Annotated in this window: 17 protein-coding genes; 14 read left to right on the top strand and 3 right to left on the bottom strand. The window is 65.4% G+C overall.

Features of this window, described 5'->3' with window-relative positions; all coding sequences use genetic code 11:
• Positions 1-3: 3 nt before the first annotated feature.
• The 14 genes from Q8M85_RS01430 (at position 4) to gyrB (ending at position 17454) form a co-directional block, all read left to right on the top strand.
• Positions 4-1431 carry an MBOAT family protein gene (locus Q8M85_RS01430; RefSeq protein WP_305539329.1) on the top strand — a complete coding sequence of 476 codons (1428 nt, stop codon included), beginning with the start codon at positions 4-6 and terminating at the stop codon, positions 1429-1431.
• Between the two features lie 9 nt (positions 1432-1440).
• The gene (locus tag Q8M85_RS01425; RefSeq protein ID WP_305539327.1) at positions 1441-2535 is read left to right on the top strand and encodes a hypothetical protein; all 1095 of its coding nucleotides are present in this window, start codon (positions 1441-1443) and stop codon (positions 2533-2535) included.
• A complete protein-coding gene (locus Q8M85_RS01420) occupies positions 2528-3298 on the top strand; it encodes a hypothetical protein (RefSeq protein WP_305539325.1) in 771 nt (256 codons plus the stop codon). Before Q8M85_RS01425 ends, Q8M85_RS01420 begins: the two co-directional genes overlap by 8 nt.
• The gene (locus tag Q8M85_RS01415) at positions 3295-4668 is read left to right on the top strand and encodes a hypothetical protein (RefSeq protein ID WP_305539323.1); all 1374 of its coding nucleotides are present in this window, start codon (positions 3295-3297) and stop codon (positions 4666-4668) included. Before Q8M85_RS01420 ends, Q8M85_RS01415 begins: the two co-directional genes overlap by 4 nt.
• Positions 4665-5294 carry an alginate O-acetyltransferase AlgF gene (locus tag Q8M85_RS01410; protein ID WP_305539321.1) on the top strand — a complete coding sequence of 210 codons (630 nt, stop codon included), beginning with the start codon at positions 4665-4667 and terminating at the stop codon, positions 5292-5294. The genes Q8M85_RS01415 and Q8M85_RS01410 overlap by 4 nt, the downstream gene beginning before the upstream one ends.
• A gap of 17 nt (positions 5295-5311) precedes the next feature.
• Positions 5312-8041: a hypothetical protein gene (locus tag Q8M85_RS01405; RefSeq protein WP_305539319.1), complete on the top strand. Its 2730-nt coding sequence runs from the start codon at positions 5312-5314 to the stop codon at positions 8039-8041.
• Positions 8038-9081: an alginate lyase family protein gene (locus Q8M85_RS01400; RefSeq protein WP_305539317.1), complete on the top strand. Its 1044-nt coding sequence runs from the start codon at positions 8038-8040 to the stop codon at positions 9079-9081. The genes Q8M85_RS01405 and Q8M85_RS01400 overlap by 4 nt, the downstream gene beginning before the upstream one ends.
• Before the next feature lie 156 nt (positions 9082-9237).
• Positions 9238-9513, top strand: a complete 276-nt coding sequence (rpsT, locus tag Q8M85_RS01395) for a 30S ribosomal protein S20 (protein ID WP_305539315.1) — start codon at positions 9238-9240, stop codon at positions 9511-9513.
• Between the two features lie 522 nt (positions 9514-10035).
• On the top strand, positions 10036-11403 hold the full coding sequence (gene dnaA, locus Q8M85_RS01390) for a chromosomal replication initiator protein DnaA (protein WP_305539313.1): 1368 nt from the start codon (positions 10036-10038) through the stop codon (positions 11401-11403).
• Between the two features lie 119 nt (positions 11404-11522).
• On the top strand, positions 11523-12641 hold the full coding sequence (dnaN, locus tag Q8M85_RS01385) for a DNA polymerase III subunit beta (protein ID WP_305539311.1): 1119 nt from the start codon (positions 11523-11525) through the stop codon (positions 12639-12641).
• A 35-nt stretch (positions 12642-12676) separates the two neighbouring features.
• A complete protein-coding gene (gene recF, locus Q8M85_RS01380; RefSeq protein WP_305539309.1) occupies positions 12677-13768 on the top strand; it encodes a DNA replication/repair protein RecF in 1092 nt (363 codons plus the stop codon).
• The gene (locus tag Q8M85_RS01375) at positions 13765-14292 is read left to right on the top strand and encodes a GNAT family N-acetyltransferase (RefSeq protein ID WP_305539307.1); all 528 of its coding nucleotides are present in this window, start codon (positions 13765-13767) and stop codon (positions 14290-14292) included. The genes recF and Q8M85_RS01375 overlap by 4 nt, the downstream gene beginning before the upstream one ends.
• Before the next feature lie 9 nt (positions 14293-14301).
• Positions 14302-14922, top strand: coding sequence for a LysE family translocator (locus Q8M85_RS01370; protein ID WP_305539305.1), 621 nt, complete (start codon positions 14302-14304; stop codon positions 14920-14922).
• An 81-nt stretch (positions 14923-15003) separates the two neighbouring features.
• Positions 15004-17454 carry a DNA topoisomerase (ATP-hydrolyzing) subunit B gene (gene gyrB, locus Q8M85_RS01365; protein ID WP_305539303.1) on the top strand — a complete coding sequence of 817 codons (2451 nt, stop codon included), beginning with the start codon at positions 15004-15006 and terminating at the stop codon, positions 17452-17454.
• Here the strand turns inward: gyrB and Q8M85_RS01360 are convergent.
• From Q8M85_RS01360 to Q8M85_RS01350, 3 genes are read right to left on the bottom strand one after another with little or no spacing between them, the layout of a single operon-like run.
• Positions 17451-19478 carry a hypothetical protein gene (locus tag Q8M85_RS01360; RefSeq protein ID WP_305539301.1) on the bottom strand — a complete coding sequence of 676 codons (2028 nt, stop codon included), beginning with the start codon at positions 19476-19478 and terminating at the stop codon, positions 17451-17453. The genes gyrB and Q8M85_RS01360 overlap by 4 nt on opposite strands.
• Positions 19475-20461: a uroporphyrinogen decarboxylase family protein gene (locus Q8M85_RS01355; RefSeq protein ID WP_305539299.1), complete on the bottom strand. Its 987-nt coding sequence runs from the start codon at positions 20459-20461 to the stop codon at positions 19475-19477. Before Q8M85_RS01355 ends, Q8M85_RS01360 begins: the two co-directional genes overlap by 4 nt.
• Positions 20458-21513, bottom strand: coding sequence for a DUF4037 domain-containing protein (locus Q8M85_RS01350; protein WP_305539297.1), 1056 nt, complete (start codon positions 21511-21513; stop codon positions 20458-20460). The genes Q8M85_RS01355 and Q8M85_RS01350 overlap by 4 nt, the downstream gene beginning before the upstream one ends.
• Positions 21514-21523: the final 10 nt, after the last annotated feature.

The following is a 21523-nucleotide window of genomic DNA, read 5'->3' as shown; positions in this document are numbered from 1 at the left end:
CCGATGGTCTTTTCCTCGGAAACCTTCCTGTTCCTGTTCCTGCCGCTGTTCCTGGGGCTGTATTACCTTACGCCGTTCCGCTACCGCTCGGCGCTGATCCTGGCGGGGTCGTGGACGTTCTACGGCTGGTGGCGGATCGACTTCCTGGGTCTCTTGATCCTGACGACGCTGTGGACCTACGCGTTCGGGCGGGTGATCGGGGCCAATCTCGGCACGCGCCGGGCAACCTGGGCCTGCGCCATCGGCACGGCGGGGTGCCTGTCCGTGCTGGGCGTGTTCAAATACCTGAACTTCTTCATCGACAGCTTTGCCGCGATGCTGGGCACGGACGCGGCGGGCCTGGGCGTCCACTGGCACCTGATCCTGCCGATCGGCGTGTCGTTCTACGTCTTCCAGTCGATCAGCTACCTGATCGACGTCTACCGCCGTGACGCCAGCCCCACCGCCAACTTCTTCGACTTCGCCGCCTTCATCTCGCTTTTCCCGCAACTCGTGGCCGGCCCCATCCTGCGCTTCAAGGACCTTGAGAACCAGTTCCGCGACCGCACCCACACCGCCGACAAGTTCGCCGACGGAATGGCACGCTTTACCGTGGGCCTGGGCAAGAAGGTCCTGATCGCCGACAGCCTTGCCCCGCTTGCCGACCTTGCCTTCACCACCCCCGATCCCACGGCGCCCCTGGCCTGGGTCGGCGCGCTGGCCTACATGATGCAGCTTTACTTCGACTTTTCGGGCTACAGCGACATGGCCATCGGCCTGGGCCTGATGATGGGCTTTAGGTTCATGGAGAACTTCGACACGCCCTACATCTCGGGGTCGATCACCGAGTTCTGGCGGCGCTGGCACATCAGCCTGTCGGTCTGGCTGCGGGATTATCTGTACATCCCCCTGGGCGGCAACCGGGTCGGCGGGGGACGCACCTACGTCAACCTCATGACCGTGATGGTCCTGGGGGGCCTCTGGCACGGGGCCAACTGGACCTTTGTCCTCTGGGGTGCCTGGCATGGTGGCTGGCTGGCAGTGGAGCGCTGGACCGGCATCGCCCGCGCGCCCAAGACGACGGTGCGCGTGCTTCGGACCCTCTTGATCGTGCTGATCGGTTGGGTCGCCTTCCGGGCAACGGGCATCGGCACGGCGATAGAGGTCTACGCCGGGATGCTGGGCCTTAACGGCTGGGCACTGCCTTTCGAGATCGCAGTCCAGATCACCCGCGAAAGCCTGGCGGTCCTGATGCTGGCAATCCTCCTCGCCGCGTCGGAACCCTTCCTGAACGACTGGTTCGACCGCCGCTACCACGCCGTCACGCCGACCGGCACGCTGGCGCTTTCAGGCACTGTCCTGCCCGCGCTGGCGACCACGCTGATCTTCTCGTTGGCCGTGATGCGGCTGGCCGAGCAGAGCTTCTCTCCCTTCCTGTATTTCCAGTTCTAGGAGTCCGCCATGCAACCCATCCTCAGGGCCTCGCGCTTCCTGCTCCCCGCTGCCTTCTTCAGCTATGCCGCGGTGGTGAACCTTGGTTACGCCCAGTTTCCGGGCCGCAGCGAGCTGCCGTCGGACGTCGAGCTTCTTCGTGGCGGGCTGACGGCAAGGCTGGACACCGTCTACCGCAAGTCTCTGCCGCATCGTGATCCGGCCATCGGCATGATCGGGGCGCTGCGCTATCTTGCGGTGGGCGAAGGCCGCAAGGGCGTGCTTGCCGGCGAAGACGGCTGGCTTTTCACCTCCGAGGAAGTGCGGCCCCTGTCCGGCGACCTTGACCTGTCGCTTGCCCGCATCGCGCGGGTCCGTGACCGACTGGAGGCGGCAGGCACGCGGCTGGTCATGGTTCCGGTTCCCGGCAAGCTGGACGTCATGGTCGCCCACAGCGACCGCGAGGCGGCGCAGGGGGTCGCCACGCTGTATGATGCCTTCCTGGCCGGTCTGCGCAGTCATGACGTGCCCGTCCTCAACGCCCGGTCGGCGCTGCGGGGCGGGGCCGAGGCAGAATTGTCCTTCTTCCGCACCGACACCCACTGGACCCCCGAAGGCGCCGAGGACGTGGCGCAGGCGCTGGCTGCCTCGGGGCTGATCGACCTGGGCGACAGCGAGTTCGACATCGAGCGGCTGTCTCCGCAAGAGTTCACCGGCGATCTTGTGGCCTACGTGACCACCGAGGATCTCGCCCCGTCAATCGGCCTCGCCCCCGAGGTCGCCAGCCCCTTCACCGCCACGGCGCGGGCTGCAGACGACGGCCTTGACATCTTCGCGGGAACCGAGGCGGGCGGCACGCTTCTGATCGGCACGTCCTACTCTGCCAACCCGACCTTCAGCTTCGCCGAGGCGCTGAAGCTTGCCCTGCGCCGTGACGTGCTGAATCTGGCCGAAGAGGGCCGAGGTCCGGCCCGCCCGATGCTGGACTACCTTGCGTCGCCCGATTTCCGTGACGCCCCGCCCGAGGTGGTGATCTGGGAATTCCCGGTGCGCTACCTGACCGACCCCGCGCTGTGGGATGCGCAAGGTCCGGTGAAGCAAGGCACGGTGAAAAGCGGTGCGTAGGGTTCTGCATATCGGGCTGGTCCTGGCCCTGCTTGCCGCGGCCCCGGTTTGGGCGGACGTGGTGCTGCCCCCGGCCATCGCGGGCAGCCCGTCCCTCAAGGCCTTGCGCAAGTCGATGCTGGCCGGGCGCGATCTGTCCGATGTCCAGCTTCGGACCCTTGCCGACGCGGGCGAGGGGCTGGCCGCCGCCCGCTTTGCCAAGCGGCTGGAGGAACGGGGCGACCCTGCCTTCATCGACGATGCCGCGCATTACTATTCCATTGCCGTCTACCAGGGCCGCGACTTCGCAATGCCGCGCCTTCTGGCCACCTTGACCGACCAAAGCGCCGCGTTCGGCCCCGCCCGCCTGCGCAACATTCGCGGTGTCCTTGACCGCGCAGCGCGGCGGGGCGACGCCAAGGCGGCATCGGGCCTGGCGCAGATGCTGCTGAAAGGCGCGCCGTTCCAGACCGACATCCCCCGCGCGCGGGAGCTGTTGCTTCTTGCCGCCCGGGCCGGGGACGCCAAGGCCGCGATTCAGCTTGCGCTAAGCCATATCAAGGGCGAGCCGGGCCTGCCGCCAGACCCCGAAGCTGCCCGCCCCGCGCTGGAGTTGGCGCTGGCCAGCCCCGATCCCGGCGTTCAGGCAATGGCCCTGTCGCTGGCGCGTCAGATTCCCGGTGGTGAAGACCTGCAGGCCGCCGCCCTGCCCGCCACCGATCCCGATCTTGACCGCAGCAAGCGCCCGCCCGAGCGCCCGACATCCGAAGGAGCCGCCCCATGATGCGCCCCGCTTTCGTCCTTTGCACCCTTCTCGCCCCCGCCGTTCTCGCCCCCGCCGCTCAGGCAGGACCCACGCAGTTCGGCTGCGCCAACACCGAGATTGCCCCTTCGGCCAGCATCGAGGGCAAGGACGGCGTCTTCTACCGTGTCCAGTCCGACCTGCGCCTGCAGCATCCGATGGACGATATCGTCGTTGGCCAACTGGCCCAACTTGCGCGGGTGCTGGAAGAACAGGGCACCACGCTGATCTACGTCAACGTTCCGACGAAGGGGCAGGCGATGCCGCAATACCTGCCGCCCGAAGCTGCGGCCTATGGCTACGACCCCGCCGTGATGCAGGCCAACTACCAGGACGTGACCGACCGCCTCAATGCCGCCGGAGTCCCGTCGCCTGACCTGATGACCGCGATGCTGAAGGCCGAACCGGACGAAAGGGTCTTCTTCCAGGCCGACTTCCACTGGACCCCCATTGGCGCGCGAATTGCCGCCCAGGCCATAGGCGAAATGATCCGCAGCCTGCCAGCCTATGCCGACCTGACGCCCGTCACGTTCACCTCGCAGGAAGCCGCGCCCGAGATCGCCTTCTCTGGTCTTCGTCGCGAGTTGCAGACCTATTGCAAGGAAACCCTGCCCCAGGTCGAAGCGACCACCTGGGTCACCACCGTAGCCAGCGATGCCGCGCTTTCCGCCGCCGACATCTTCGCCGACGGCGAACCAGCCCAGCCCCAAGCCGAGGGCGGAGCCCTGGACATCTTCGGCACCGGCGGCGACGAAGCCAGCCTGGTGCTGGTCGGCACGTCGTTCTCTGACAGCAGCATCAACAACTTCGCCGGGTTCCTGTCCGAATACGCCGGGATCGAGGCGGTCAACTACGCCATCACCGGCGGCAACCAGTTCGGTTCGATGACCTCCTATCTGACCTCGCGCGAGTTTGCCGAGGACCGACCGACCTTCCTGGTCTGGGAGAACCCGATCTACAACAGCCTCGCCCAGTTCGGCCCCGTCCCGATGGACGAACTGATCGTGGCTGCTGGCCCTGCCTGCGACATCGCAACCAAGACGACCATCGAGGAAGGCACACTCGCGGCCAGCTTTCAGCCCGGACAGCTCAAGCCCGAAGATGCGCTTCTGTTCGATCAGGGCGGCGAAGGTGCGCGGCTTGCCGACGTGACGTTCGAGACCAGGGCGGGTATCCGCCGATCCCTGCGCATCGAACGGTCGGATCGCCTGCGTGCCACGGGCCGGTTCTTCCTGAAACTGGAACCCTATTGGCACCCCGATCTTGTCAAGGTGGCGGTCCGCTTCGACCGGCCGCTTACCGACACCTCCGCCCTTACCCTTTGTCCCACCCAGAAAGGAGACGCGTCGTGAAACGCATCCACCTGACCCTTCCGTTCCTGATCCTTGCCGCTTCCACCGTGACAGCCCAGGACGCCGGCCTTTACGAAGACGTGGCAAACCCTGATGCCAGCTTTGTCCGCGTGGTGGACGCCTCGACGTCGGTCGCGGTGATCCAGTCCGCCAGCTTTGACCGGGTCGAGAAGGGCGTCACGCCTTACGTCGTCATTGATGGGGAACCCGAGGTCCGCATCACCTCCGGCAAGACAACGGCGACCGAAGCGATCCAGCCCGCGACCTTCTATTCCTTCGTCGTCGGTGCCGACGGCACCTCGGCCCTGGTTGTGGACAAGATCACCCGCAACCCGGCGCAGGCCGACGTGACCTTCTACAACCTTTCCGACATCGCTTCGGCCGATCTCTACGCCCCCCAGGCCAAGGCCATCGCGATTGCGGGCGTCGCGCCTGGCAGCGGCGGGGCCGTGGCACTGAAAGCCCCGCTGACCCTGGACTTCGAAATCCGCGACGGCGAGACCGTGGTCGCCTCTGTCCCGGCGGTCGACCTCAAGCGGCGCGAGGGCGTGGCCATCGTCCTCTCTGGCACTGGCGGCAGCTACACCGCCTCTGTCACGCCCAACGCCCTGGCCAAGCAACCCTGACCGGAGGGCCAATGCCCATGCAGCGCATCCTCGCCACGCTTCTGTTCCTGGCCTTGCCCACCGTGGCGGGGGCGCAGACGGTGGACCTTCTTTTCGAGCCGCCAGAGCTGGAGACCGGCCCGGTCTGCGAGCCCCGGCCCTCGGACGAGTCGCTCCAGGCGAAATGGGAGGGTGTCACCCCGGACACCTTGCCCGAAAGCGATACCGCGATCATCAAGCGCGACTTCCGCCGTCTGATCGAGCTTGATCCGCAGCGCTGGTTCGACACGGTCGATGCCGTGCAGTCGATCTTCCGCAGGATCGACCCGCAGTATTCCGAAGCCAACATGCTGATCGACCGGATCGAGCTTCTGCTGGCCGTCGGGCGCGTGTCCGAGTTGCAGCGCGAACGGCTGGTCGAACAGCTTGCCGCGCTGGACCTGCGGCAGACACCTCGGGCGCAGCACCTTCTGGCGGGCTACCTGATGCGCGGCGTCGGGATCGAACGCGATGTGGCGCGCGGCGAGGAGTTGTTGCTGCAAGCCGGGTTCGGAGGCAATGCCGATGCGATCCTTCAGCTGGTGGAACGCGAGATCCAGGGCAACCCGGTCCAGGGCTGGGACGTGCCGGCCGAGCTGGGCGTGACGATGGCCTTCGGCGCGCTGGTCGGCAAGCTTGACCCCCTGATCTGCGACCGGGTGAACCGGATCGCGCGGGAATACATGAACGGCGACATCGTGACCCGTGATCCGGCCCTGTCGGAACGCTGGTATCGCTTTTCTGCGGACCTTGGCGATGCGCTGTCCGCATGGCGGGTGGCGGAAATCCATTTGCGGGCCGAGGACCTTGCGAAGGACAACGACGTGCTGGTCCACTACCTGACCGCTGCCGCCGATGCGGGCCTGCCTTATGCGCAGGTTGCCCTGGCGCGGCTGCATGCCGACGGCGCCCTGCTGCCGCGCGACCTGGAAGCGGCGGACGCCAGCTATGGCGCCGCAGGGGGAATCTGGACGCCGGGCGCGGCAAGCCATGTCCTTTTCCTGCAGGCGCAGGCCCGACGCAACCCGGACTGGGTCCCGCGCTACGGTGAGGCGCTTGCAACCCTGGTCCAGACCCCGGATGCTCCGGCCTGGTCGCTGATCGCGATGGCCGAGAAGGTGCTTTCCGACCAGGGCCGCTGGGCCGGCGAGGCCGAGGCGCTGAAGCTTCTGGAGCGGGCCATCGCGCAAGGCGAATACGGCGCGATGGAGAAAGCCGCGCCGATGAAGTTTCGCGCGGCGCGGACGCCGCAGGATTTCTACGCGGTCATGGACCAGTTGATGCAGGCCGTGGTCACGTCGGGCGAGGTCGACCCGATGCAACAGCTTTCCAGCGCCTTCATCTGCCGCGCCCCGGATGCGCCGCAGCTTGAAGAGGCCGACTACTGGGTGCAGGTGGCCGACAGCACCGCATCCGAGGCGGTGGATTTCACACCGGACGAGCTGGCCCGTCTCGCCGCCGCCCCCGACCCCATCGCCGAAGCCGAGATCCAGACCCAGGCCCTGACCGGCCGGATTACCGCCATTGCGCAGTATATTCATCTCCTGGACCAGCGCCAGGTTCCGGCGGAAACACTGGCGTTCTGGGAAGACTATGCCACCCGGTTTCCGGGCGTCAGCACCGCCCGTGCGTCTCTGGCGCTGAAGGCCGCCCGCAGCCCCGCTGACCGTCGGGCCGCGTTGGACCTTTTTCGCAAAGCCATCGCGCTGGGCGAACCCTCTGCCGGGACCCAGTTCGCCGAGGCGCTGCTGGAAGAGGGCTTCGTGACGCCCCAAACCCAGGCCGAGGCGTTGAAGATCCTGCTGCCTTTGGCCGAACGCGGGGTGGGCGACGCATTGCAGATGCTGCCGCTGGCCGACCCCGACAGCTTCCCGACGCTTGCCGCCGTCATGGACCGCTATGGCGACGTCGTGGACGCACGCGGCGATTTCGATGCACTCTTGCTTGCCCTGCCGCTGATCGGGGACCGCACTGCCTATGCCGATTATCTGACCCGTGCCACGGCGATCACGGCCTGCACCTTTGACGAGGCCTTGCGCCTGACCGAGGCCGTAGGTCGTGCCGGGGACCGGACACTGTTTGAACGCTGGCTGCGCATTTCGGACTATCTGGCGGAGGGCGAGGGCTATGCGCTGGCCGAACTGGCCGATGTCTACAGCCGCTACGCCACCGACGCGGACCAGCCGAAGATCCTCGCCTATTACGAGGCCGCGCGGGCCGAAGGCAGCCGCATCGCCATCCACCGGCTCTTGAACATCTACTCTCGCCGGTCCGCGCCGCAGTACGACCCCGCGCAGTCGGCTGCCCTCTTCGCCGACCTCGTCCGCTTCAGCGCCCCCGAGGATCTGCCTGGCACCCTTGCCCGCCTGCGGGCTGCAACGCCCGAAATCCGGGCCATTGCCTACCGGGACATCGACGAGGCGGCGCTTTACCTGTCTGCGGCGGAATCCGGCAATGCAATCGCCATGCGCGAATACGCCCTGATCCTGCGCCGGGCTGCCTCGACCCCCGCGGAGGTGCTGGAGTCGACCGACTGGCTGCGCCGTGCCGCCGAAGCCGGAGAGCCGTCCGCGATGGTGGATTATGCCGAGGCGCTTGTCTTCGGCATCGGCACCGACCCCTCACGCGACGAGGCTCTGGCATGGCTGCAAGAAGCTGCCGACCTTGGCAGCGATGAGGCCGCGCAACGCCTGCGCTCCCTGCAACTTTCGACGGAGGTCAACCAGTGACCACGCGATCCCTTGCCCTGCTCCTTGTCCTCGCCAGCCCCCTGGCCGCCGAAGAGGCCCCGAAGTGCCCCGTGGACACCAAACCCGTTGTCTCGCTGGGTTTCGGCAGCCGCTACACCGACGACAGCGAAAACCGCAGCGACTTCGACGAGGAAAGCGACAAGGCCGTCACGGCGGCCCTCAGGCCGATCGACGATTTCATCACCGATCTCGCCAAACAGACCAACATCCTGAACGACCCGAAGACCAAGCCCGAGGAGGCGCAGACAGCTGCGGCCTGCGTGCTGGACAGCATCCTTGCCTGGGCCAGGGCCGACGCCCTCAGCGACCTCAGGACTCAGGGTGCGAAGCTGTCGGCCCCCTCGCGGGTGGGGGGCATTGCCTTCGCCTATGCCGCCGCCCTGAAGATCGTGCCACAGCCCCAGGGACAAGCCGAGATCGAGGCCTGGTTCCTGGCCCGGTCGCAGCAGACGATGGCCTTCTTCGACACCGAAGCCCCACCCCGCGCCTCGCAGAACAACCTGCGCGCCTGGGCGGGGCTGGCGGTGACCCGGGTGGGCATGACCCAGGGCGACCCCACCCTGATCGACTGGGGCGCCGAGACGCTGCGCCTTGTCGCCTGCACCGCCGACGCGGACGGCAGCCTGCCCAACGAGATGTGGCGCGGCAAGCTGGCGCTGCACTATCAGCTGCATGCCGTCGCACCCCTGGTCACCACCGCGGCCCTTCTGCAGGATGAGCGGCCCGAGCTGTTCACCGCCTGCGACCGGGCGCTTCCCCGGATCGTCCGCTTCACCCTGGACGGGCTGGACGACCCCTCGACAGTCGAGAAGATCACCGGAGAGAAGCAGTCGGTAGGCGGCACCCGCAAGGCGCGAGACTTCGAACTTGCCTGGGTCCCGGCTTACCTGACGCTTGACCCCGATGCGAAGATCGCGGCGCGGCTGGACAAGATCAAGGAACTGGGCAATTCCAAGCTGGGCGGAGACCAGCGCCTGCTTTGGCCGGGCGCTGCACCCGCCGGCCCGGCGGATGGCTGACGCCTTAAGGGGTTTCCTTTCCACACCGCTTGGTCTATAGGCCGCCCCACATGCGCGTGGGCCCGCTTAGGCAAGAATCAGATCCATCCCCTCGGATGGGGCCTTCTGGTCTTTCGTGCGACAGATTTGAAACCGATAGACCGCAAGGAAGCCATCATGGCCAACACTGAACAGTCCAAGAAACGCGCCCGCCAGTCGGAAGCCCGCTATGCCATCAACAAGGCCCGCCGCTCGCGTATCCGCACCTTCCTGCGCAAGGTCGAGGAAGCCATTGCCTCGGGCAACGGCGAAGTCGCCCAGGCCGCTCTGAAGGCCGCCCAGCCGGAATTGGCCCGTGGTGTCACCAAGGGCGTGCTGCACAAGAACACCGTCGCACGGAAGATGTCGCGCCTTGCCGCGCGCGTGAAGGCCGCTGGCGTCGCCAAGGCCTGATCCGTTCGTCTGGACCGAATCCAGAACACGAAGGGCGCACCTGAAAGGGTCGCGCCCTTCAGCATTTTTGCGCCTGTCGGATGCGTCATTCCGACCCTGCGTTGCCGATTTGCCAGAGCCGTCGGATTCGGGTTTGGGGAATCTCTGTCAAGCGCGTTGTTCGGTTGCAGAGCCCGCGCCGGGGTTGCTAGCGTGACCTTGCGATTCACTTCGTCTTGGGGGACATGAACGGGTCGCAAAAGGAAAGCTGCTGCACAGGGATGGCGCCCAATGGGGCGCAATATCTGAGTTTTCCGTTTGCGATCAAATGGTTGGAGGTAGCAGCCAAGCTACTCCGTCTGCGTGACCAGGGCACCGGCTGGCCGGGCGTCTTATGTCATGCGTATGTTCCGTCCCACTGACAGGTCCAGTCTGGCAGGCCGGTTCCCGGCCAACGCGCGGCTTGGACGAAGCGGCTTGCAAGAGACGTGACAGGACAGGACCGGCAGTCTGTGCCGGTTCGGGGATATGGCAGGTTAAAGAATGACGAATGAAACCTGGGGGCAGGTTCGGGAAGAGTTGATCAAGCGTGTCGGCAAGAACAACTATACGACCTGGATCGAACCTCTGAAGCTGTCCCACCTGAAGAACGGTGTCGCGCGCTTCGAAGTGCCGACCATCTTTTTCGGCGATTGGGTCCAGCGCAACTACGCTGACCACATCCGCACGCAGCTGACCTCTGCCGGCGCTCTGGTCGATCGGGTGGAGTTTGCTGTCGGCACCGCCGCTGCGGAAGCCCGTCCCGCGATTGCCGCTGCCGCATTGAAACCGGCGGCCAAGGCTGCCCGCACCCGCGCCTCGGACGAAGAGCTTCCCGGCGCGCCGCTGGATGCCCGCTTCACTTTCGACAGCTTTGTTGTCGGCAAGCCGAACGAGCTTGCCCATGCCGCCGCGCGCCGGGTGGCCGAAGGCGGCCCCGTCACCTTCAACCCGCTGTTTCTGTATGGCGGCGTCGGCCTTGGCAAGACGCACCTGATGCATGCCATCGCCCACGAACTGCAATCCCGCCGCCCCGAGTTGCGCGTCCTGTATCTGTCCGCCGAACAGTTCATGTACCGCTTCGTGCAGGCCCTGCGCGATCGTCAGGTCATGGACTTCAAGGAGCTGTTCCGCTCGGTCGACGTCCTGATGGTGGATGACGTCCAGTTCATCGCCGGAAAGGATTCCACCCAAGAGGAATTCTTCCACACGTTCAACGCGCTTGTGGATGCCAACAAGCAGATCGTCATCTCGGCGGACCGCGCCCCGGGTGAGATCAAGGATCTGGAAGACCGGATCAAGTCGCGCCTGCAATGTGGGCTGGTCGTCGACCTGCACCCGACAGATTATGAGCTTCGCCTTGGCATCCTGCAGCAGAAAGTCGACTTCTACCGCTCGCAGTACAAAGGCCTTGTCCTCGCCGACGGCGTTCTCGAGTTCCTTGCGCATCGCATCACCACGAACGTCCGCGTGCTGGAAGGTGCGCTGACCCGCCTCTTTGCCTTTGCCTCGCTGGTGGGCCGCGAGATCACGCTTGACCTCGCCCAGGACTGTCTGGCCGACATCCTGCGGTCCTCGGACCGCAAGCTGTCGATCGAGGAAATCCAGCGCAAGGTGGCTGAGCACTACAACATCCGCCTGTCGGACATGATCGGCCCGAAGCGCCTGCGCAACATCGCGCGGCCCCGGCAGGTGGCGATGTATCTCTCCAAGCAGCTGACCCCGCGCAGCCTGCCGGAGATCGGTCGCCGCTTCGGGGGCCGGGATCACACCACGATCATGCACGGTGTGCGCAAGATCGAAGAGCTGATGACCATCGACAGTCAGCTTGCCGATGATCTGCAGCTTCTGCGTCGCCTTCTGCAGGGATAAGGCAGGGGCCGGACTTGACGGCCCCCGCAAAGCCTTCCACAGTCCCAACAAATGCTTGTGAACCGGTGTAAACCGGATAAATTCGTCGTCCCTTCAACGGGTCGGCAGGGGGAAGCCAGATGAAACTCTCGATCGAACGCGCCACGCTTCTGAAGGCGCTCGCTCAGGCGCAATCGGTGGTGGAACGCCGAAATACGATCCCGATCCTGGCCAATGTCCTGATCGAGGCCGAGGGTGCGCAGGTCAGCTTCCGTGCCACCGACCTGGATATCGAGGTGGTCGACCGCGCCCCCGCGATGGTGGAACGCGCCGGGTCCACCACCGTTTCGGCCGTCATGCTGCACGAGATCACCCGGAAGCTGCCCGATGGATCGCTGGTGAACCTGACCGAAGACGCTGCTTCGGGCCGCCTGACCATTGCGGCAGGCCGCTCGACCTTCAGCCTGGCGACGCTGCCGAAGGAAGACTTCCCGGTCATGGCCACGTCCGAGTATTCCTCGAACTTTTCCGCCCCCGCGCCGGTGCTGCGGCGGCTTTTCGACAAGGCGAAGTTCGCGATCTCGACCGAGGAAACCCGTTACTATCTGAACGGCGTCTACATGCACGTCTCGACGGGTGAAGGCGGCAAGGTGCTGCGCTGCGTTGCGACCGATGGCCACCGTCTCGCCCGCATCGATGCGCCTCTGCCCGACGACGCCGACGGGATGCCCGGCGTCATCGTCCCCCGCAAGACCGTGGGCGAGCTGCGCAAGCTTCTGGACGATGACGACGCAACAATTGCCGTCTCGGTGTCCGAGACGAAAGTCCGCTTTGCCACGCCGATGATCACCCTGACCTCGAAAGTCATCGACGGCACCTTCCCGGACTACACCCGCGTCATCCCGACCGGCAACACCCGCAAGCTTGAAGTTGACGCCTCGGAATTCGCCAAGGCCGTGGATCGCGTGGCCACCGTCTCGTCGGAACGCTCCCGCGCGGTGAAGCTGTCGCTGGAAGAGGACCGGCTGATCCTGTCGGTCAACTCGCCCGACAGCGGCGCCGCCGAGGAAGAACTGGCCGTGGCCTATGGCGACGAGCGGCTGGAGATCGGCTTCAACGCCAAGTACCTTCTGGAAATCGCCAGCCAGGTGGACCGGGAGAACGCCGTGTTCCTGTTCAACTCTGCCGCTGACCCGACCTTGATGCGTGAAGGCAACGACCTTTCGGCGGTTTACGTCGTTATGCCGATGCGGGTCTGACCGGCCTTAAACACCAGGACTGAAAGGGAATTTCGGTGGGCGGTCTGGCGATCGAAACCCTCGCGCTCACGCATTTCCGCAGCCATCGGGCGACGCGGCTGGCCTTCGATGGCCGCCCGGTCGCCCTTGTCGGACCCAACGGCGCCGGCAAGACCAATATCCTCGAAGCGGTATCCCTGCTGTCTCCCGGTCGCGGCCTGCGACGTGCTGCCGCCGAGGATCTGGCCCGCAAGCCCGAGGCCCTTGGCTGGAAGGTCACCGCCACCGTCCAGGGCCTGTCCGCGGCACATGACCTGGAGACCTGGGCCGAACCCGGCGAGGCGCGGCAGGTCCGCATCGACGGCAAGGCCGCAACGCAGGCCAGCCTGGGCCGCATCCTGCGCGTCCTCTGGCTGGTTCCGGCGATGGACCGCCTCTGGATCGAGGCCGCCGAGGGCCGCCGTCGATTCCTTGATCGCATGACCCTGAGCTTCTTCCCGGAACATGCCGAACACTCGCTCACATACGAAAAGTCGATGCGCGACCGGAACCGGCTGATCAAGGATCAGGTCACCGACGCGCACTGGTATGCGGCCCTGGAATCCCAGATGGCCGAGGCCGGTGGGGCCATAACCCACCACCGCCGTTCGACCATCGCCCGCATCAGTGCCGCCGCCGATCCAAGCAGCGCCTTCCCCTCTGCCGACCTGACGCTGACCGGCCCCGACGGCACCGACGAACCGCTTGACCTCGCCCAGGCCCTTGCCGAGGGCCGCCGTCGCGACATTGCTGCGGGTCGGACCTTGGTCGGCCCGCACCGCGCCGACCTCCTGGCCCGCTATGCCGCCAAGGACGTCCCCGCCGACCAGTGCTCGACCGGCGAGCAGAAGGCCCTTCTCATCAGCCTGATCCTTGCCAACGCCCGCGCGCTGGCGCAGGACCTTGGCCGCGCCCCGATCCTGCTGCTGGACGAGGTCGCCGCGCACCTCGATGAACACCGCCGCGCTGCCCTTTACGACGAAATCTGCGCGCTACAGGCCCAGGCCCTGATGACAGGCACCGAGCCAGAACTTTTCACTGCCCTCGGACCCCGCGGGCGGACCCTTCGCATCCTGGAACAAGACGGTACATCGCAGGTGGAGCAATGACAGTCGAGACAATATCTGAACATATGCTCACAAACGCTGACGAGGCTGCAATTGCCGCCCTGCTGGCGCGCTGCTTCCTCACGGACTTCGGCGGCCGCAGCTTCTTTCAGACCCGCCATAGCTGGCGTCACGTGATCCGGCAGGGCCACGTCACCGCCCACCTCGGCGTGCAGTTGCGCGCCGTCCGGCTGGGCGAACACCTTCGTACCATCGCCGGGATCGCCGATGTCGCCACCGACCCGGACCACCGCGGCAAGGGCCAGGCCGCGACGCTTCTGCAGGCCGCGCTTGCCGCCGCGCGGCAGTCCCCGGCGCAGCATGTTCTCTTGTTCGGCACCGCAAAGCTTTACCCGGCCGCAGGCTTTCGCCCCATCGCGAACCCGCTTACCTACCTTGACCTGACCGGCGCGCGCAGCGGCGGCCTTTACCGCGACCGGCCAGAAGAGCATCTGCAAGTCCTTGATATCGGACCGGAACCCTGGGATGGCACCAAGCCGCTCGACCTTCTCGGCGGTCTGTTCTAAAGCTGCATCATGACCGTTTCGCTTTGGCAGCTGTGGCTTTACGCGCTTGGCATGGCTGCGCTCTGGGCCGTGCCCGGCCCGGTCTGGGTTGCGCTGACCGCCCGCGCGCTGGCCTTTGGTATGCGCGGGGCCTGGCCCTTGGCGATCGGCGTCGCGCTGGGTGACCTGATCTGGCCATTGGCGGCCATCTTCGGTCTTAGCTGGATACTGTCGATGTATGGCGGCTTTCTTGCCGCCCTGCGCTGGGTCGCGGCGGCCGTCTTCCTGATCATGGGCATCCTGCTGATCCGCAAACCCGCCGCCGCCATCGACGCCGACAGCCGTCTGACCCGCCCGGGGGCCTGGGCCGGGTTCGCTGTCGGAGTCGCCGCTGTTGTCGGCAACCCCAAAGCGATCCTGTTCTACATGGGCGTGCTGCCCGGTTTCTTCGACCTGTCGCGCGTGACGGCCCCCGATATCGCCGCGATCCTGCTGATCTCGGCCCTGATTCCGATGCTTGGGAACCTCGCGCTCGCGTGGTTCCTTGACCGCGCCCGCAGACTGCTGTCCAGCCCGCAGGCGATGCGCAGGCTTAACGTCGGGTCAGGCATCCTGCTTATCGGTGTGGGGCTGGTTATCCCCTTTACCTGACCACCAAATCTTGTGGCCAAGGGGTGACATTCCCGGCCCGAAACGCTATAAATCGCGCGTAACGATCAGGGTTCCCCACGCATGGCTGACCAGCCCAAGAACACCGCCGTATACGGCGCCGATTCCATCAAGGTTCTCAAAGGGTTGGAGGCGGTTCGCAAACGCCCCGGCATGTATATCGGCGACACCGACGATGGCTCGGGCCTTCACCACATGGTGTACGAGGTCGTGGACAACGGCATCGACGAGGCGCTGGCCGGTCACGCGACCGAAGTCGCGGTGATCATCCACGCCGACGACAGCGTTTCGGTGCGCGACAATGGCCGAGGCATCCCGGTCGACATCCACCAGGAGGAAGGCGTGTCCGCGGCCGAGGTCATCATGACCCAGCTGCACGCGGGCGGAAAATTCAACAACACGGACGAGGGCGGGAACGCCTACAAGGTCTCGGGCGGGTTGCACGGCGTGGGTGTATCGGTCGTCAACGCGCTGTCGGAATGGCTGGAATTGACGGTCTGGCGCAACGACATGGAATACCGCGCCCGGTTCGAGGATGGCGATTGCACGGTCCACGTGCATGAGGCCGGCCCGGCCCCCGGCAAGAAGGGGACGATGGTCCGCTTCCTGGCCAGCGCCAAGAGCAACCGGCCGGAAGGCACGTTCTCGGACCTGGAATACAGCTTCAAGACGCTGGAACATCGCCTGCGGGAACTGGCCTTCCTGAACTCGGGCGTGCGGATCGTGCTTGAAGACGAACGCCACGCCGAACCGCAGAAGGTCGAGCTGTTCTACGAAGGCGGCGTCCGCGAATTCGTCAAGTACATCGACCGGTCCAAGTCCAGTGTCATGGCCGAACCGATCTATATAGTCGGTGAAAAGAACGGTATCGGCGTCGAAGTCGCAATGTGGTGGAACGACAGCTACCATGAAACCGTACTTCCGTTCACAAACAACATTCCGCAGCGCGACGGCGGCACGCACATGGCCGGCTTCCGCGGTGCTTTGACCCGGACGATCACCGGCTACGCGCAGTCCTCGGGGATCGCCAAGCGTGAAAAGGTGGATTTCACCGGCGACGATGCTCGGGAAGGGCTGACCTGCGTCCTTTCGGTCAAGGTGCCGGACCCAAAGTTCTCATCCCAGACCAAGGACAAGCTTGTCTCGTCCGAGGTTCGCCCGGCAGTCGAGAACCTGGTGAACGAAAAGCTGTCCGAATGGTTCGAGGAAAACCCAGGCCCGGCGCGCATCATCGTCGGCAAGATCATCGAGGCCGCCCTGGCCCGTGAAGCCGCCCGCAAGGCCCGCGAACTGACCCGCCGCAAGACGGCGCTGGACGTGGCCAGCCTTCCCGGAAAGCTCGCCGACTGCCAGGAACGCGATCCCGCCAAGTCCGAGCTTTTCCTGGTCGAGGGCGACTCGGCCGGCGGCTCGGCCAAGCAGGGCCGCTCGCGTTCCAACCAGGCCGTGCTGCCGCTACGGGGCAAGATCTTGAACGTGGAACGCGCCCGTTTCGACCGCATGCTCGGTAGCCAGGAGATCGGCACCCTGATCACCGCGCTTGGCACCGGGATCGGTCGTGACGAATTCGACATCGGCAAGCTGCGCTACCACAAGGTCATCATCATGACCGACGCCGACGTCGACGGCGCGCATATCCGCACGCTGCTGCTGACCTTCTTCTTCCGCCAGATGCCGCAACTGATCGAGGGTGGCTATCTCTACATTGCCCAGCCGCCGCTCTACAAAGTCGCGCGTGGCAAGTCCGAGGTCTACCTCAAGGATCAGGCCGCGCTGGAGGATTACCTGATCGACATGGGCACCGAGGGCGCCGTCCTGCGCCTGACCGACGGCCAGGAAATCGCCGGTAACGACCTCGCCCGCGTGGTCGAAGGTGCCCGTCAGTTCCGCCGCGTTCTGGATGCTTTTCCAACGCACTACCCGCGTCCGATCCTGGAGCAGGCGGCCCTTGCCGGGGCCTTTGATCCGGGCAAGGCGGACGCCGACCTGCAGGCCGTGGCCGACACCGTCGCCCGCCGCCTGAACATGATCGCGCAAGAGTTCGAGCGTGGCTGGTCCGGTCGCATAACCCAGGACCACGGCATCCGGTTAAGCCGCATCCTGCGCGGTGTGGAAGAATTGCGCACGCTTGACGGCGCCGTGCTGCGGTCGGGCGAGGCGCGGCGTCTTAGCCAGGTTGCCGGGCAGACCCGCGACATCTACCGCGACCCGGCCCGCCTTGTCCGCAAGGATCGCGAGCAGGCGATCCACGGCCCCATTGACCTGTTGAAATCCATCCTGGCCGAGGGCGAGAAGGGCCTGACCCTGCAACGCTACAAGGGCTTGGGCGAAATGAACCCCAGCCAGTTGTGGGAGACCACCCTCGACCCCGAGGCGCGGACGCTCCTCCAGGTCAAGGTCGACGACCTGGCCGACGCGGACGACATCTTCTCCAAGCTGATGGGCGATGTCGTCGAACCGCGGCGCGAGTTCATCCAGCAAAACGCCCTTAGCGTCGAGCACCTGGACTTCTAAAGCCAACCCAGCGGATGCGCCGAAAAGCCGTGGCACGCCGACCCGTCGGGAAAGTCGATCGACCAGTTCTCGGGCGTGGTCGGTCGGCCTTCGTCCACCCAGCGGCCCCAGCGGGCTGCGATGATCTGATGGATCGCGGCGCGGCGCCCAAGTCCTTGAAGCGCAAGGAAAACGTAGTGGTGCATGAAGGGGCTGGCAAGCGTCGGCTGGCCCAGGATCGGCCCATCCTCCGCGTTCAACGAGCGGGCGACGATCTGGTCCGCCAAGGCCTCTGCGTCCGGGGCGTCGATGACTTCGGTCAGGATCAGCAAAGCCAGTGCCAGTTGGCTGGCAGGCTCCCCGCCCGGGCTTTCGTGCCAGCCGTCCCGCGCGCGGTGCCCTTGCAACGCCTGCGTCACCTGCTCGGCCTGCTGTGCCCAGTCCACCGTCCGTCCGACCACTTCCGCCATCCCTGCTGCCAGCCGCAGTGCGTGCAGATACCGCAAGTTCAAGGTCAGATTCGGCTCTACCCGGCTTGTCGGTGACCAGTCCAGGAACAGCCGCCGCCCTGTCGGATTGCGCAGCAACCCGTCCGGCCCCCGAAAGGTCGCCATGCGATCCAGCATCCGGGTCAGAGTCGCCCAGTGCCGCTCCCACACCGCCGCCGGCGTCATGATGCCGGGATGCGTCTCGCACCCCGCCAGCAGTTCCACCCAACTGAAGTTGTAGTCTGTCACAGCATAGGCCGGAATTTCTCCGGGCAGGACGCTGGGCAGAAGCCCCTCCACATCCGCCCCTTCTGCCGCCATGTCGATAGCGAACAGCAGCGGGCGCGGATCATCCGAGATTGCCCGAAGCGCCCAGTCCTGCGCCACGGCATCGCCAAGCCAAAGGCTACTCTCTCGCCAGACCCCGTCGACGAACCCGTCCTGCAGGCAGGCCAAGGTGGTGCGGCGACACATCTCTGCCACGCCTTGCAGGACGCCTTCAGCTTTCGGCAATGGCCTCTCCATCACCGGCGTCCTCGGCAGCCGGACGTGAAACCTGGGCGCATGAGATACCCCGCCGCCCTCCAACGAAAAGACCAGAAAGCGCGCGCCCCGCGGGGTGAAGCCTTCCACACGCTGTCGACCGGGACGCAAGGTGAAACGATCGGTCGGGCGCATCCGGCAATACGTCTCGGGGTCGGGAAGCAACAGTTCCCCGTCCCGCAGCTTTTCGGCATAGGAGACCAGCAACCGCTCTCCCCCCGCCGCAGTGAGGTCCACGCCGCCCAGACAGGCCCTGCTTTCACCCAGGTCGAATATCCAGATGGCCAGAGTTCCATGCGGCAGAAGGGCAGGGACGGCGCCTGGCCCGGCCAATGAAAATGCCTTTCGCAGATCGGCATGCGGATCGCCTGTTGCGGCAACCGAGGGCCCGACCCGCACCTGCCAAGGCGCACCAAGTGTCCGCACCTCGTCTACTGCAAGCGCGGTTGCCCTTGGTCGCAGTCGCTGCCAGATCGGCCCCTCGGCACCCTGGACCACCCGCGCCGCATCCCAGCCCGAGGCATCGGCCTCAACCCATGGTTCGCCGCCCCGCAGGTCACGATCCTCGACCCCAGTGCCGTAGATCGAGACCCGCTCAACTCTGTCCGACCAGGACCTGTCCCGTCTCGCGGTCCAGCCCGGTCCGGTGGTCAGCACTATGTCGCCGTCCACCTCCAGCCAGCCGATCAGGCCGCAGGCCCCACGATGGACATAGGCGAAGTGTGAGTGGCCGGGGGAATGGACCTGTATCGCGATCCGGTTCACACCGGGCCGCAGCAGGCTTGTGACAAGCCGTTCATCTACCGCCATCGAGGAAGGCCATGACCGCTCCGGGCCGCGTCCGACGAACTCTCCATTGATCCAGACCCGATAGCGGCTGTCGGCGCTAAGTCGCAAGGTGGCTTCGGACGGCGGGGTCACAAGTGAAATATCCGCACGGAAGTTCACATAGGCATCGCTCAGATCGAACGGATGTGCCGGGCCGATCCAGACCGTACCATCCGGTGCTTTCACTGCAGTGTCCCGTATTGCGCCGCCAGCTTGTTTACCAGACGGTAAGCCCGGACCAGCCGCAGCGGGGGAATGTCCGGCTGGATGAAGTGCCCGCCGTTGAAGATGAACCCCCCACCGGGCGCATAGATGCCGAACCGCTCGGTGATGTACTCGTCCAACTCCTCACCGTCGTACTTCAGAAGCCCGTCGATCACGTCCAAAGACCCGTAGATGGTGATCTTGTCGCCCCACTTTTCCTTGACCTCGCGCGGATTGATCCCCGCGCTTTCCTGTACCGGATGCCACGAGGTATAGCCCATCTCGATGATGTCATCCACCACCTGTAGAATGTAGCCGTCAGAGTGAAGGTTGACCGGCATGCCCCGCGACCGCGCATGCTGCACGACCCGCATCGCATAGGGCTTGATCAGCGCCCGCCAGGATTTGGGCGAAAACAGCATCGTCCCGTTCGACCCCCAGTCGTCCGAGAGGGTCATCATGTCCACCCCCGCCTCGATCATCTGGTCGACCTGGACGCACATCCAGTCGGCGTAACGGTCGAAGAAATTCGCCATCAGCTGCGGATTGCCGCCCAGGTTCATCCAGCAATTCTCGATCCCGAGAAAGCTTGAGGTCCCCTCCACCATCCCCCAGCAATGCGCCAGCACGCAGCGTTTGCCCTTGTGGTCGCGGATCGCGGTGGCAATGTTGGTGCCGCCGAAATCATAGTTCCAGTCGGTGAAGTTCAGCCATTTCGGATGCTTCGGGTCCTCGAGCGGCACATTGGCCAGCTCATGGATGTCGAACTTGCGGCCATGCTGGTTGGGGAAGGGCATCAGGCCGACGAAAACGTCGATCCCGAATTCCTCGATGAACTTCTCGCGCGGGCCGTAATCGGCCTCCAGCCGCTCGAGAAACTGCTTCTGGTAGAGCCAGCAGTCGATGGGCGTGCGGTCCACTGGCTGGTGGTTGATCGTCGCCATCACGCGTTCATAACCGTTCATTCGTATTCCTCCAGAAGCAGCATCCGCCGCCAGTCCTCCAGCCCCACCCCTGCGACGAATTCAGAGTGGAACCCTTCCCAATGCACCTGCTCCCACTGCGGAACGATGCCCCGGATCTCGGCCGGGCATTTGCGGATCAGCTCGGCATAGGCCGACTCCAGCAGGCGGTAGCCCGAGGTTGCCGAAACCTTGTAACGCGGATGCGGCGCGATCAGCCCGTCCTCGACCATCGCCTGATCCAGCACGTCCGACATCTGGTGCAGCAGGTCCAGCTTCCGCTCCCACGGGGTCGTAAGCTTCGGCGCTTCCTCGACAATCGACGCCAGCCGCGCGCCCATCCGGGGCAGACGGTGGAACATCACGGTCAGCCATTTGTCGTAAGGGTAGTATTGCCGGTCAAGCAGGAACGCCATCTGTACCCCCCAGCGCAAGGACCGCGCGAAGGTAGTGTTGGCGTAAAGATCGTTGTCGCGTAGCAGGGCGCGTTTCAGCGCATATACTCCCATGCCGCTGAAATACCGACACCAATGCGCCAGCCGCCGCAGCCGCACTTCCTCGGGATAGTAAGCGTCCAGGGCCGCGCGCACCGCCGAAAAGCGGCCCGACGGATCATGCCAGACCTCCCCCGCCACGACATGCATCATGTCCTCTTCGGGGATCGCCAGCCATTGTGAATGACTGTTCGGAGGCGCGTCCAGCCCGATGGTCGACCGCAGGTGATGCTCCAGTGACGCCAATGCGACGCCCTTGGTCCGGGTATAGCCCTCGCGCAGTTCCCGGCCCCGCCAGGTCGCGGGCAGACCTTCGGCCAGCGCATCCTCGATCACCGTCCCGCGCGCGGCCATCACCGCTTCCGGCAGCAGCACATTCACCCGCAGCCCGAAGTGGTGGTCGGTGGAATATTCATCATCCAGCCGCAACACTTCCGAGCCATAGCCGAAGACCCCCGCGGCCATCTGCGCGGTCTCCTGGGGGAAGCGGGCGGCCAACAGGGGCAGCACCACCTCATCCCAGAAGGCATGGCTTTCGTCGATGATCGAGTGCTTTTCCATCCAACCGGCC

This window comes from Tabrizicola sp., assembly GCF_030694085.1.
Taxonomy (GTDB): domain Bacteria; phylum Pseudomonadota; class Alphaproteobacteria; order Rhodobacterales; family Rhodobacteraceae; genus Tabrizicola.
This window is presented reverse-complemented; position numbering and strand designations above follow the sequence as displayed.